The sequence below is a fragment of the Vibrio mangrovi genome (assembly GCF_024346955.1).
Lineage (GTDB): Bacteria > Pseudomonadota > Gammaproteobacteria > Enterobacterales > Vibrionaceae > Vibrio > Vibrio mangrovi.
Genome location: NZ_AP024884.1, coordinates 949,246 through 962,052, shown reverse-complemented (window position 1 = coordinate 962,052; position 12,807 = coordinate 949,246). Strand labels below are relative to the sequence as shown.

13 protein-coding genes are annotated in these 12,807 nt (G+C 44.6%); 7 read left to right on the top strand and 6 right to left on the bottom strand.

Annotated elements, in window-relative coordinates:
• Positions 1-652 precede the first annotated feature (652 nt).
• Complete coding sequence (locus tag OCU74_RS20385) at positions 653-1,141, top strand: TetR/AcrR family transcriptional regulator (protein ID WP_087482928.1); 489 nt, start codon at positions 653-655, stop codon at positions 1,139-1,141.
• A 74-nt stretch (positions 1,142-1,215) separates the two neighbouring features.
• Here OCU74_RS20385 and OCU74_RS20380 read toward each other — a convergent pair whose 3' ends face one another.
• The 3 genes from OCU74_RS20380 to OCU74_RS20370 form a co-directional block, all read right to left on the bottom strand.
• Complete coding sequence (locus tag OCU74_RS20380) at positions 1,216-3,249, bottom strand: methyl-accepting chemotaxis protein (protein WP_087482929.1); 2,034 nt, start codon at positions 3,247-3,249, stop codon at positions 1,216-1,218.
• A 296-nt stretch (positions 3,250-3,545) separates the two neighbouring features.
• A complete protein-coding gene (locus tag OCU74_RS20375) occupies positions 3,546-4,874 on the bottom strand; it encodes a basic amino acid/polyamine antiporter (protein WP_087482930.1) in 1,329 nt (442 codons plus the stop codon).
• Between the two features lie 9 nt (positions 4,875-4,883).
• Positions 4,884-5,795, bottom strand: a complete 912-nt coding sequence (locus OCU74_RS20370; RefSeq protein ID WP_200807796.1) for a homocysteine S-methyltransferase family protein — start codon at positions 5,793-5,795, stop codon at positions 4,884-4,886.
• Between the two features lie 256 nt (positions 5,796-6,051).
• On the opposite strand from OCU74_RS20370, the gene OCU74_RS20365 reads away from it, so the two are divergent.
• The 5 genes from OCU74_RS20365 to OCU74_RS20345 all read left to right on the top strand — a co-directional run bounded on the left by OCU74_RS20365 (position 6,052) and on the right by OCU74_RS20345 (position 10,423).
• On the top strand, positions 6,052-6,579 hold the full coding sequence (locus OCU74_RS20365; protein ID WP_087482931.1) for a PAS domain-containing protein: 528 nt from the start codon (positions 6,052-6,054) through the stop codon (positions 6,577-6,579).
• Positions 6,580-6,588: 9 nt separating this feature from the next.
• Positions 6,589-8,070: a methyl-accepting chemotaxis protein gene (locus tag OCU74_RS20360; RefSeq protein WP_087482932.1), complete on the top strand. Its 1,482-nt coding sequence runs from the start codon at positions 6,589-6,591 to the stop codon at positions 8,068-8,070.
• Positions 8,071-8,243: 173 nt separating this feature from the next.
• The gene (locus OCU74_RS20355; RefSeq protein WP_087482933.1) at positions 8,244-8,996 is read left to right on the top strand and encodes an EAL domain-containing protein; all 753 of its coding nucleotides are present in this window, start codon (positions 8,244-8,246) and stop codon (positions 8,994-8,996) included.
• 101 nt (positions 8,997-9,097) lie between these two features.
• Positions 9,098-9,511, top strand: a complete 414-nt coding sequence (locus OCU74_RS20350) for a GNAT family N-acetyltransferase (RefSeq protein ID WP_087482934.1) — start codon at positions 9,098-9,100, stop codon at positions 9,509-9,511.
• Positions 9,512-9,688: 177 nt separating this feature from the next.
• On the top strand, positions 9,689-10,423 hold the full coding sequence (locus OCU74_RS20345; RefSeq protein WP_200807797.1) for a Fic family protein: 735 nt from the start codon (positions 9,689-9,691) through the stop codon (positions 10,421-10,423).
• A 54-nt stretch (positions 10,424-10,477) separates the two neighbouring features.
• On the opposite strand, the gene OCU74_RS20340 is transcribed toward OCU74_RS20345, so the two are convergent.
• From OCU74_RS20340 to OCU74_RS20330, 3 genes are all read right to left on the bottom strand, one after another.
• A complete protein-coding gene (locus OCU74_RS20340; protein WP_087482935.1) occupies positions 10,478-10,765 on the bottom strand; it encodes a type II toxin-antitoxin system RelE family toxin in 288 nt (95 codons plus the stop codon).
• Positions 10,755-11,003, bottom strand: coding sequence for a type II toxin-antitoxin system Phd/YefM family antitoxin (locus tag OCU74_RS20335; protein WP_087482936.1), 249 nt, complete (start codon positions 11,001-11,003; stop codon positions 10,755-10,757). The genes OCU74_RS20340 and OCU74_RS20335 overlap by 11 nt, the downstream gene beginning before the upstream one ends.
• Before the next feature lie 183 nt (positions 11,004-11,186).
• Positions 11,187-11,363, bottom strand: a complete 177-nt coding sequence (locus OCU74_RS20330) for a hypothetical protein (RefSeq protein ID WP_159457482.1) — start codon at positions 11,361-11,363, stop codon at positions 11,187-11,189.
• A 455-nt stretch (positions 11,364-11,818) separates the two neighbouring features.
• Between OCU74_RS20330 and OCU74_RS20325 the strand changes: the two genes are divergently transcribed.
• Positions 11,819-12,805 carry a TRAP transporter substrate-binding protein gene (locus tag OCU74_RS20325; protein ID WP_087482937.1) on the top strand — a complete coding sequence of 329 codons (987 nt, stop codon included), beginning with the start codon at positions 11,819-11,821 and terminating at the stop codon, positions 12,803-12,805.
• Positions 12,806-12,807: the final 2 nt, after the last annotated feature.

The window sequence follows — 12,807 nt, the reverse complement described above, 5'->3', positions numbered from 1 at the left end:
TGATCTCGTGAGATAGAATGCACTCAGTCACCTGGTATATACCCGAATGGTCTCATGAGATTCTGAATTACATGCTGAGACGACTTGGGTATATATCTGGATATTATCGTTAATTTTAGCCTGAGTTGGGTATAAATAGCCAGTGAGCTATCCTATTGATTAGTAGCACGTTAATTTTGTGCAACTGTATTATGTCATCATGCTTATGAATATTTATATGTGACTTGGTTCTCATAATCGTCAGGAGCCATGCCAAGAGGGTAACAGAATTTATGAGATGTCATTGTTCCTATGAATGGATTTGAGATGATGTGTTGTATATTTAGGTGTGGTGATGCAATCACGCCTGAATGAACCCATGACACGATCTCAGCCAGTTTACCAGAGCGGAAAGAATCAGGCGGTGAGGATTCTGGTTTGATCATCTTTGCGGCTTGATGGCAGGACTGATGTCATGGTGTTTATATGTTTTTGATTGAACCACGGGAGACATGGAGGTGGCCTGTATTGTCACGATATAAGTGTCACGGTATAAGCAATTTATCAGCCTCCCATATTTTTCAAATTTATCATGATGGTGAAGTACTCTTACCTTGAAATGAAGTGATTGAAGGGAAGGTGGAGACTCGCCTGATTTTAAGAGAGTCACATTATGCCCAAGCGTAGCAGAGAAGAAACAGAAGTTACTATTCAGACAATTTTAGATGCCGTAGTCGATCAGGTTCTGAATCTTGGCTATGACCGTATGTCATATACGACACTTAGCCAGCAGACCGGAATTTCCCGTACGGGAATCAGTCATCACTTCCCGAAAAAAACAGATTTTGCTGCCGCCCTGAATGGGCAAATATTCCTTCTGTTCACATCTTATCTGGAGCTGGAAAACGGTGTGGGTGCGTTCCGTAAAAGCTGGATTAATGCATTGGAGCATAACCAGTTTGTTGCGATTCTACGGTTTCTCTTCCACCATATTGTTTCGGCTGAACGCGCTACAGAAGTGTCTCGTCAGGGATTAGAACGGATGTACCAACTGATTGAAGAAAAACTGGGTACAGACGCAGACAAAGAGCTGGAATGGCTGCTCGGAAAATCATTGGTGGCCATGAGTAATCATGAAATTCTTGAGGCTGAAGCAGTTTAGTGAATGGAAGTCAGGGCTGCATGTGCAGCCCTGACGGTCGGTATTATGCACTTATAACAACAGATGGCTTCATGTTAATGAAAGAAATCAACCTGAGTTTTCAGATGATTTGCCAGATCTTGCAGAGATGAAGCACTCTCAGCTGTCTTGGCATTGGTTTGTTGTCCTTGTTGATTCAACTGGCTGATTTGTGAAGCACTTTGTGCAACATCTTCGGATACCTGTGCCTGCTGTTCCGCTGTCGTTGCAATCGTTTCGGCCTGAGATGCGATGGAATGGATCTGATCAGCGATAGTTTCAAGTGACGCACCGGCTTCCTGAGATTTGCTGAGCATATCGTCAGCATAATGCTGACTATGCTGCATCAACTGGACAGCATTCTGGGTTGAATCCCGGAGTTTATCGATAATGGTGACAACATCCTGCACTGATGTCTGTGTCCGGTGAGCCAGAGTCCGGACTTCATCGGCGACCACGGCAAAGCCGCGTCCCTGTTCTCCGGCCCGGGCCGCTTCAATCGCGGCATTCAGTGCCAGCAGATTGGTTTGTTCAGCAATGGCATCGATCATTTCAGTCACGGACTGAATGCTTTCGCTGTCGGTTCTGACCTGAACAATTGCCTGAGAGGACTGTACCAATTGATCATTAAGCTGGGCAACGTCTACACAGACACTTTCAACCAGACTCAGACCTGACTGTGTGTTCTGATTGGCTTCCCGGACGTTATCTGCAATAGCCTCAACCTGCATTGCGACATCCTTGGCGGAGGTCGCCATCTCTTCAATTGCAGTGACAACCTGATCGACCTGCTCATGCTGGCGTTCAGACTGGGTTAGTCCCGTATTGGCATCGCTCAGTACGCTGGCAGACTGATGCTGAACCTGATCGCTGGTTGAACGGATGTTTCCCACCAGATGATTCAACTTAGCCAGCATAGCTGCAACACTGTTGGACAGGCGGACCATTTCATTGCGGGTTTCCTTCGTGCCGGATTCAACCTTCAGGCTGATTTCCCCTTGTCCCAACCGTTCCATAATATCGCTTAAATTGATCAAAGGCTTGATGGTGTAGTTCAGAAACAGGGCAATCACAACAAATGTGGCACCGCCAACCAGAGATGAAATCAGCACAATCAGTTTTAACAGTTCCTGACTTTCCTGAGTGATTTCATCAATGTAGGTTCCTCCAAGCAATTTCCATTTCCAGCCCGGTACTTCTGTATAAACGAGATATCGTTCACGGGCGTTGTCATCACTTTGTTGGCGGTAGCGGATCAAACCATCATTATTCTGGAAAATATCGTGAAAGACTGAGTTTCCGGCAGCATCTTTTTCTTCAAGAATGGAGTCTGCCTGACTATTTTCGCCACCAAGCAGGTATTTCCCCTGGGAACTTTTATGATCATCGACAACCATCGTGGTTCCGGTTTTCCCCCACGTTACGCTATTCAGATTGCGTAATAGTGTCGCGGTAGCTTCTTCAACTGGTACACCGATAAATGAAATGGCAACCACCTGCTGACGGTTATTTTTGATCGGATTGTAGTAGGTGAGGTAGCGGGTTCCGAATAGTTTCACCTGATCGTAATAAGGCTCTCCACGGCTCAGCTGATCATATCCCGGATGAGACAGGCCCAGCATTGTACCAACAGCTCTTTCACCCTGTGCATTTTTCAGAGATGTAGAAACCCGTAGCCAGTCATTGCCTGAGGGTAGGAACAATGTTGCGACAGCTCCCGTATCCCGAGTGAACTGATCGACGATTTCAGTTGAGCCGATCAGGCTCTGTCCGTTGATTGTGACATCTGCAACCGCATTTCCCCGGAAATCAACGGACTGGTTATGCCACGTCAATCCTTTCAGATAACTGTGCTGAAAGGTCGATTCCAGTGTTTTGCCAGTTTCGAGATAAGTAAAAAATTGCTGTGATATAGATTTGGCGATGCCCTCCACTTTTGAGTGGTGCTCTGTGAGTGTTGAGTTCAAAAGAATACCCGCAGCATTTCTGTAAACGAGTAATGCAATTGCTGAAAAAGAAATCATTAAGCAAAGGAGCATAATCACCCGAAGCTGGGTGTTGATACTCTTATTTTTATAGTAACGAAACATAGGCGTCCTATCGTTGAAAGGGATGAACTAACGTCTACTGAGTGTCATTTTCTGGTTATGTAACTTATAGAGTGCTCAATATTGCGTGATTCACTTGGGCGGAACATTGATATGGATTAATAATTATTGTCGTTTGACTGAAATAAAGATGATTCTGCATGATCGCATGATATCGCAGCCTGTTCGTGCATGATTGATCGTTTTATAGACTTGATGCATCAAGAGCACGGGAAGAGAGCAGAAGAATACAGAAAAGTAGGAAGAAGAACAGATTCAGCGCACAGGCGCTGAATCCATTATGAAGCGTAGGTTCTGGTCTGACGTTTTCGGGTTGTAAAATAGATTAGCAAACCGGGAATATAAAGTGTGGTCGACAGCAACAGGGATTCTATTCCGGCAGCATAGATTAGCCACAATCCGTAAATACTGGCACCGATGCCAGTCAGCTTAATCGCAAGTGAGGCTTGAGTCTGATAAGCGAGTTTGACCAGGTAGGCAGCCACCAGAAAGTAAGGGATCAGAATCATTGACGTTGAGATGAGAACCAGCGTGTTATAGCTTTTTCCGGTCCACAGGATCAGCACCAGACACAGTTGTACCGTGATACTGGTCATCAACAGGGAAGCCTGTGAAGTGCCGTGACGGTTTTTGACCCGGAAAACCTGTGGAAATGCGCCGTATTCGGCAGCTGTACACGGAACCTCGGCAGAATAGAGAATCCAGCTCAGATAAGATGCCAGTACGGAGATAATCAGTCCGCAGCTCATGATGACTTTTCCGGGCATACCGGTCATGTGTGCCATCAGGCCAGACATCGATGGATTCGGCAGTGCCGCAACATCGGGCCGGACCATGATTCCCAGAGAAAGGAGTGTGATGGCAACGTACAGCACCAGCGCAAAAATCACTCCGAGACAGGTTGCTTTACCAATGTCATGCCGTTTTCTGGCCCGGACGGAAAGAATAATTGCTCCTTCAATACCGGTGAAAACCCACAAAGTAATAAGCATGGTATTTTTGACCTGCTCCATGAAAGGTGTCGGTAAAGATTGGGTAGTCCGGTTCGTCGCAAATATCTGAGGATCAAAGTACCAGTAAGCCAGAGCAATAAACAGTAACAGAGGCAGGCTTTTTGCCAGTGTTCCCAGCAGATTGATTAACGCTGCTTGTTTGACGCCCCGCAGAACCAGCGCATGTACCAGCCATAGAATCACAGATTCACCAACGAAGGCTGCCAGCGTGTTGCCGTCACCAAACCATATCTGCTCCGGCGAATCGGTAAATGCGCCGATAGCAGCGAAGGCCACCACCAGATACCCGACCACACCAATCGTTGCACACAACCAATATCCCCAGGCAGACAGAAAACCAAACAGATCGCCAAATCCAGCCCGGGCGTATGTGTAAATACCACCATCCATTTCCGGAACCAGCCGGGAAAGATGAAGGAAACAACCGGCTAAAAGTAAGATGCCGACACCAGTGATCAACCAACCGGTGATGATGGCATCGACGCCGGCAACCTCCGCCATATTCTGCGGTAAACTGAAAATACCTGCCCCGACCATGGAGCTGAACACCAGCGCGGTGAGAGCTCCCAGTCCGATTTTTCCGTTGTCTGTCATATTTGCCTGCTACTTCAGGTGCTGACTGAGTTCGGCAATATGTTCCGCACCGATACCACAGCAGCCGCCAATCAGCGAAGCTCCCTGACTGCGCCACTTCTCAGCCCATGCGACATAAGCCGGTGGTGTCAGATCAGCTCTGACTTCATCAATCTCTTCATTGGCTGCGGCATCTTTTTTCTGCGGAGCAAACGCATTGGCATAAGCTCCGAGCCGGATGTCATCTTTACCCAGTTCTGCCAGCGTAGTGCGGGCAACGTGGAGTGCATCTTCGATGGTTTCCGGCTGACAGCAGTTGAACAGAATAGCCTGAACATTTTGTTCGGCCATTGCCTGAACCGCTTCTTTTACAGTTTCTCCTGAACGGATAGACGGTTGCGAAACGGGCTCTGAATCTTCCAGTGTGAAAGAAACCCAGACCGGTTTCGGCTGGTCGGTAAAGCGATCAATCGCGCTTTTAATTGCCGTGGCTTCAGCAATCAGGCTTTGTGTTTCGATCAGCCAGAGATCAACCGAAGGTGCAAGTCCCTGAATGAGCGGGGCTGCAATTTCATCGACCTGATCCGCCTGATATAAATCCGGGCGGTAAGAGCCGAACAGGGGCGGAAGAGAACCGGCCACCTGAGCACCGGTCTGAGTTGCTTCAACAGCCTGACGGGCCATTTCTCCGGCCTTGTGTGCCAAAGGCAGCGCTTCATTTTTAAAGCGTGTCTCACCGATATGGAATGGGACCAGCGCGTAGCTGTTGGTGGTAATCACTTCTGAGCCGTTACGAATAAATAACTCATGTGCCTGACGGACAATTTCCGGAGTTTCAATCAAGGCAAGGGCAGACCATTCGGGTTGACGGAAAGGTGCGCCGAGACGTTCCAGTTCCCGGCTCATGCCGCCGTCGAGGATGGTGATTTGATTTTCTGACATGGGATACCTCTGTTCTGATTGATAATTAGGACAAATCGAAATACACGTCTGGCAGTGTAGATGTCCGTGGCAGTTTATCGCAATCGGTCCGGGATGCAATAGGCACGGTTTATTTTCCTGCTCCGGTTATTTTCCTGTTTTGGTACAGAGGAGATGAATCGCAAAAAGGTGATATATATCAAGAGATCAGTTTTGCCATATTTCACCCATAGCATATAGTTTCTTAGAGATACTTATCAATTGTTCAGGGAGAGGTATGGCTGCAGCAGAAAGGGAAGTATCATTCGACAAGAGTGAGCTCATCATTACCAAAACAGATTTGCAGGGGAAAATTACTTATGCAAATCGGACATTCATGCGAGTTGCCAATTATGCAGAAGCCGGGCTTCTCGGTCAGAACCACAGTATCATTCGTCATCCTACTATGCCCCGGGGCGTTTTCTACGGTTTATGGCATTCTCTGAAGTCGGGAGAAGAGTTCTTTGGCTTTGTGAAGAACTATACATCGGATAAAAATTACTATTGGGTGTTTGCCAATGTCACCCCGGATCGGTTTAACGGTAACACTCTCGGTTACTACTCAGTACGCCGGGTTGCTCCGAAGGGCGCGGTTCAGGTCATTGAAGGCATCTATCAGAAAATGCGTGAGCTGGAGCAGAGTACAGAACGGCAACGTGCGCCGGAAGCATCCTGGACATGGCTGACTGAGCAGGTTGATAAGGATTATCAGGTGAGTTACGAAGAGTACATTATCGACCTCTACCAGAAACATCGTTCAGATTAAAAGGAGTGTATGATGGATAGTACCAGTCAGGTCAGCAGAAATATTCTGTTTCTGCGCCAGAAATTTCTGATCATCTGTTCGGTATTTGTGCTGGTTATATTCGGGCTGTCGGTCGCCAATATTTATGATCACGGATTCAATTTTTTCAATACCGTCTTACCTTTGTTTACCATCGTTTTTGCCAGCTACGCCTACTGGGATCATCTTCAGCCGCTGGCGGTGCTGGAACGGATCCGCGGAGCGCTGGAAGAAGCCAGAAAGGGGAATGTCCATATCCGGATTACCAATACCAAAGGACTGGGAGAAATCGGTCATGTGGCATGGGCACTGAACGACTTTCTGGATATTGTCGAAACCAATTTTAAAGAGTTGTCGAACAGCTTTCAGCGCACCAGTAAAGGAGAGTTCCACCGTCGGGGGCTGGTCGACGGACTTCCCGGTGAGTTTGCCGAAACGATGCGTAATATTAATGAAGCGATCGATTCGATGCAGAAGGCGCATGTTTTCTCGCGGCAGAATCGCTTAAAAAGTGAATTACACCATCTGAATACTTCAAATCTGATTGTCAATCTGCGTAATAATCAGCAAGAGCTGGTGACGCTGTCGCATAAGATGGATGATGTGCTTGGCATTGCCACAGAAAGCCGTGACGGAGCCGAGCAGAGCCGGGAAGTGGTCCGGGAAATTCGTCAGGCACTGGATGATGTCAATGTCCGGATGTCCAGTATGGAAGAAACGGCTCAGATTCTGGGCAAAGAGAGTGTACGGATTGCGGATACGATCAAGGTGATTACCGATATTGCCGAGCAGACCAACCTGCTGGCGCTGAACGCTGCAATTGAGGCAGCCCGCGCCGGTGATGTCGGACGCGGTTTTGCCGTGGTTGCTGACGAAGTCCGCTCGCTGGCGGATCGCACCCGAACGTCAACGGCAGATATCAGTGACATTATCAATTCACTGACCGGCCCGATTGAAGAAATGGTCTCGCAGACACTGGAAGTAGGAAAACAGATGAAAGGTGTCGGTGATGAAGTGGTGAATTTCCATACCAACTTTGATCGGGTTGCCAATGCATCACAACAGACGATTTCTCTGATGAATCAGGCGAAGGACTTTTCTTTCGCTTCTCTGATCAAACTGGATCATGTGATTTACATGCAAAATGGTTACATTGCGCTGGAAAGTCAGGGTGAAGGCAATGAAGCGGAAGCGGCCCGGGTTGACCATCATAACTGTCGGCTGGGCAAATGGTATTATGAAGGTGAAGGCTATACATCCTTTAACCATCTGCCATCTTATCGTCGTCTGGAAAGCTATCACAAAATTGTTCATCAGAATATCCATCAGGCCATGGAGCTGGTGAATCAGGACTGGCTCGCAGATGATGGTGTGCTGAAAAATCTGGTGAGTGTGGTCGGCGACGCTGAAAAAGCCAGTAACCATGTGATTACCTGTATTACTGACATGGTTGCGGAGAAACATGGAAAATAGTTGTCCGTGTTTTTCACCGGATAAAGAAAAGCCCTGACGGGCTTTTCTGCTACTAAATAAAGTAAACTGTATCTGCCTCAGATAATTCTCTTGCGCAGTTTGCTTGACCGTTGGTCAACAACTATCCTATAAATTCAGATAGATACTACATCAATTAAGCATCGTGAGCGCCAATGGATAAATCAGGATCGTCATGTAAACAATGTCTAGAATCCGTAGATCTTGGGTTTGATTTTTCTATGGCATTTCAGCCAATCATCCAATGTTCTTCTAAAACTATTTTTGGCTATGAAGCATTAGTTCGAGGCCTTAATAATGAATCTGCATATTCTGTTATCTCACAGATGAATAACGATAACCGATATCGCTTTGACCAATTATGTCGGGTCAAAGCGATTGCTCTGGCGTCGAGACTGAACATTCAAACAATGGTTAGTATTAATTTTCTACCGAATGCTGTTTATCGCCCTGACCGCTGCATCAGAACAACCTTAGCAGCAGCCAGAGAATATAATTTTCCAATTCATCAAATCATGTTTGAATTTACTGAGGTTGAGAAAGTCAATGATAATCAACATATTAAAAATATTGTTGAATATTATAGAAACCTAGGATTCAAAACTGCTATTGATGATTTTGGTTCAGGATACTCAGGCCTGAATCTGCTCGCTGATTTTCAAACTGACATTGCGAAGTTAGATATGGAGTTGATTCGTAACATAGATAAAGATCCGGTACGCCAAATCATCGTTAAAAACATTATCACTATGTTCAGAGAACTAAAAATAACGCCTCTCGCTGAAGGCATCGAAACGAGAGAAGAGATGTGTTGTTTACGAGATATTGGCATAGATTTGATGCAGGGCTATTTCTTCGCTAAGCCAGGTTTTGAATCGCTACCTGAAGTTGATTTCAGCATTTTGTAAAACAGTTATATAACAAAACTTAAAACTGGACGACACTGTGTACCGCCATTTGAGTGAAAGTTATAATCAAGTTGAACTTTGGGCTCTAAAGGAAAATAAAAATGGAAGTTGAGTATTTTGTCAATCGTCCAATTACGACTGAACAGTTCGTTGAACTGTTAAATCAGACAACACTTGGAGCAAGACGCCCGACGGATAATCACGAATATATCAGCGGGATGCTGACACATGCTGATTTGCTTGTTTCAGCTTGGATTGGCGAGCGACTTGTCGGTATTGCTCGTTCAGTGACAGATTTTCATTACTGCTGTTACTTATCTGATCTGGCAGTATCAGAGCAGATTCAGTCAAAAGGAATTGGCAAAGAATTGATCCGACAGACTTTTGCTAGTCTAAAGAAAGGTTGTAATCTGATTTTGCTATCAGCACCACAAGCAACTGAATATTATCCAAAAATTGGTTTTAAGCAGCATAACAGTGCATGGTTGATGTCTGGTGAAGAAGAGATGTTGTAACATTGGTATCTTGCTTATAACAAGAAACTTCAATGGATGAATGTAACGTATGGCACGAGGTGGTTTAGAACGGGAATCCTATCATTCGTTAGACGATTTATCCTGAATTTGAGTTTTCCAGTGATTTATTAAAAGGTGTATACTTTTGAGCATATTGTATGAGCGAGTTAGTCAAATATGTTCACTGAATCCAAATGGGGAATGAAACCGAATATTCCTCTCGCAAAACAGTTAGCTAAAAGAGATGTACCGGCGTTAGTTTATGATGCCGTTAACTTAGAAGGGGTGGCGATGACACTCCCTGAAGTTCAGACTATTTTGGACGGAATCACGGTGGGTGGACATCGTATCAGCGATCAAAATATGGCGATGAATCAAGCTAAAACCTGGATGCGAATTTTTGAGTTAGTCGATTCAGGTGAGTTCTTTTTTAATAAAGAAACCGCTCTGTTATTACACAATATTGCAGGTGAAGAGGAAGCTTTAGAGTGGGGGAAATTTCGTTCAGGTTATGTATCAATTACCGGATCGGAGTACGAACCTCCGGCACCACAAGAACTGGATGAAAAGTGGGATGAAGTCCAGTCTTTAGTTGAGTCATATGAAGATATCTATGATCGGGCAATTACTGCATTTCTACAAATGGCGAGAGTTCAGTTTTTCTGGGATGTAAATAAACGAACCGGTCGTTTTATGATGAATGGAATTCTGCTTTCCTGTGGTTTCCCAATTATTAATGTTCCGGCTAAGCGTCAGCAAGAATTTAACACCTTAATGTTAGATTTTTATGCAAGTAATGACATGGAACCAATGAACAAGTTTTTGCGTAGTTGTATAGACGAAAGAATAATTAAGAACTTCCAACTCGACTTAAAAATCGGCGGCTCAACGGGACAGAAACAGAGTAGTTGAGGTTGTAATATCAGTGTTTATGCACCATTGAATTAGGTGTTATACCGCAGTCAATCAATCCAAGCGTTTCATTGCCTTATGATAAGTATCGCTTCGTTCACGTTTTCCTACAGCTAAAACGGTAACTACGATGATGTCGTCTTCGACTTTGTAAACTAAGCGATAACCTGATTGGCGGAGTTTGATTTTGTACATGTTGTCAGCTCCGGATAACTTTGAAGCTGGCACATGAGGGTTAGTTAATCTCTCTGCTAATTTTTTCTTAAATTGCTCCTGTAAAGTAGAACCGAGTTTCTTCCATTCTTTAAGGGCAGATTTTTTAAAATTTAGCTTATAAATCATCAAGGTTTACCGAAATACTTTCTTCTGATTCGCGTTCTCTTGCGATATTTAGTAGTTCTAGATCTTCAAGCTTATCCATCATCATTTCATAAGTTTCAGCAGGAACACAATAAAAAGCTGGTTCATTACGGTTAAGAACAGCGACAGGTTGACCATAGGCACTGGCCGCAACTTTCATTGGATTAGCTTTTAATTCAGTAATGCTTGCAGCAACATCAGCTAGGATTCTAGTGGTCATTTTAATGGTCCTTTAAATGGTCTTTTATGAGGTCATTTTAGCTGGGATGGAGCGGTATAACAAGTCGCAGCAACTGACCTCATACTGTTTTTCGAGAAAGACAAAAGAAAATTTATGTCTACCTGCCAACAGAATGACTCATAAAAATAAGGAGAGAAATCATTCTCTCCTATGGACAGTTTTCTATATTTCTCCAACACCATCTCTACGCAAATTAATTTCATCCAGCGTGAGCAAGTTATTGAGATAAAGCAATATTTCCCGTAGCTCATTTTCATCTGCATCAGTATTGGTGATCAGTAAATGAGTAAGATATTCACGGGCGGTCAGGTGTAGACCAAGATTAAGGGGTTTGGACATCGTTTCCTCCTGATTAGCGGGTTTGCGTCTGTGGTTTTAACGGTGTTCCAATCCCGGCACCGAATTCTGTCGGTGCCAGTGCAGAGTAAGTGGTGTCTGGTTTGCTGGCGAGTGACAGCGCCGTAAAGCGCGAGTGGTCTGGTGAAATCTCATACTTTTCTAATACTTGTGAAGCAGTTGTTTTGCGAGTGAGGTCACTGGTTGATTTTGGTGGCGTATTTGATGTTGTGGAAGACCATAAGAAAATGTCCTGCGGTGGTTAATCCGCTTCTTTCTACAATCCGTGAGCTATTTGCTGAAGAAGAAGTCACGAGCGCGTCCGTGATCTTAGTGAGTACGAGTGCTAGAACGAATACCGTCGTTTTATATGAATACCATGTCGTTATCAGACTATCAGTGTCTAGATCTCTTTTTATACTGGTTGATGAAGATCACATTAAGGAAGGAAAACACGGATGTTATTAAAGAACCTTACTTCAGTATTAGTACTGTTATATGCCATTAGTTCACCTGCTCATGCAAAAGTTAATCTCGATTTTTCAAATGAATATAATACTCAATCGATTCACGCTCAGGGTGATATGTTTTTTATAGATCAAGTTAACAAACTAACAAAAGGCGATGTTAATATTACATTACATACTGGCGGCTCTTTAGGATTTAAATCTATTGACCATTTTTATGCCGTCTCAGACAATGCAGTCCCTCTGGCTGATACTCTGGCAGGTAGTATGGCTGGTATAGATCCTTTGTTCTTACTATCTTCTCTACCTTTTTTAGTTACCAATGAAGACCAGGCAGAGCTGCTATACCATATTGCAAAGCCTTATTACCAAGAGGTATTTGAGAAGAGCAATGAAATATTGTTGTACGCTTCTCCCTGGCCTGCAAGTGGTATTTGGTCCACGGCACCGGTCGATAGTTCATCCGCACTGAATGGGTTAAAAATTCGCACATATGACAAAAATGGGACATTGACATTTAGGAATGCCAAAGCCGCACCCGTTAATTTGTCTTGGGCGGATGTTGTACCTCAGCTTTCCACAGGTGGTATAAATGCCGTTCTCACTTCAGCGGATGCAGGGGCAAGTGCACGTTTTTGGGAGCATCTCAATTCTTACAGTGCCATTCAATATGCGATTCCTTTAAATATGGTTCACATGAATAAAGATGAATTTGATGCCCTTAGTAAAGAAGATCAGGATGCATTATTGTCTGCAGCTAAAATAACCGACGAACACAACTGGAAAACCGTTCGTAGCCGGGTTAAGGATAATTATGCGCAGCTTGAGTCAAATAAAGTAACCATACTTCAGAAATTACCGGACAGTTTTTTGTCGTATTTACAAGAAGCAGCTAAACCAACTTTAAGCTCATGGCTTGATGAAACAGGGGAGCGGGGACAGTCCATTATCGAGGAATTTAATCGACGTAAAGAATAGGA

What these genes read in the sequence shown, in the direction of transcription:
- OCU74_RS20385 (WP_087482928.1), top strand. Translation starts at nt 653, where the DNA reads ATGCCCAAGCGTAGCAGAGAAGAAACAGAAGTTACTATTCAGACAATT.
- OCU74_RS20380 (WP_087482929.1), bottom strand. Translation starts at nt 3,249, where the DNA reads ATGTTTCGTTACTATAAAAATAAGAGTATCAACACCCAGCTTCGGGTG.
- OCU74_RS20375 (WP_087482930.1), bottom strand. Translation starts at nt 4,874, where the DNA reads ATGACAGACAACGGAAAAATCGGACTGGGAGCTCTCACCGCGCTGGTG.
- OCU74_RS20370 (WP_200807796.1), bottom strand. Translation starts at nt 5,795, where the DNA reads ATGTCAGAAAATCAAATCACCATCCTCGACGGCGGCATGAGCCGGGAA.
- OCU74_RS20365 (WP_087482931.1), top strand. Translation starts at nt 6,052, where the DNA reads ATGGCTGCAGCAGAAAGGGAAGTATCATTCGACAAGAGTGAGCTCATC.
- OCU74_RS20360 (WP_087482932.1), top strand. Translation starts at nt 6,589, where the DNA reads ATGATGGATAGTACCAGTCAGGTCAGCAGAAATATTCTGTTTCTGCGC.
- OCU74_RS20355 (WP_087482933.1), top strand. Translation starts at nt 8,244, where the DNA reads ATGGATAAATCAGGATCGTCATGTAAACAATGTCTAGAATCCGTAGAT.
- OCU74_RS20350 (WP_087482934.1), top strand. Translation starts at nt 9,098, where the DNA reads ATGGAAGTTGAGTATTTTGTCAATCGTCCAATTACGACTGAACAGTTC.
- OCU74_RS20345 (WP_200807797.1), top strand. Translation starts at nt 9,689, where the DNA reads ATGTTCACTGAATCCAAATGGGGAATGAAACCGAATATTCCTCTCGCA.
- OCU74_RS20340 (WP_087482935.1), bottom strand. Translation starts at nt 10,765, where the DNA reads ATGATTTATAAGCTAAATTTTAAAAAATCTGCCCTTAAAGAATGGAAG.
- OCU74_RS20335 (WP_087482936.1), bottom strand. Translation starts at nt 11,003, where the DNA reads ATGACCACTAGAATCCTAGCTGATGTTGCTGCAAGCATTACTGAATTA.
- OCU74_RS20330 (WP_159457482.1), bottom strand. Translation starts at nt 11,363, where the DNA reads ATGTCCAAACCCCTTAATCTTGGTCTACACCTGACCGCCCGTGAATAT.
- OCU74_RS20325 (WP_087482937.1), top strand. Translation starts at nt 11,819, where the DNA reads ATGTTATTAAAGAACCTTACTTCAGTATTAGTACTGTTATATGCCATT.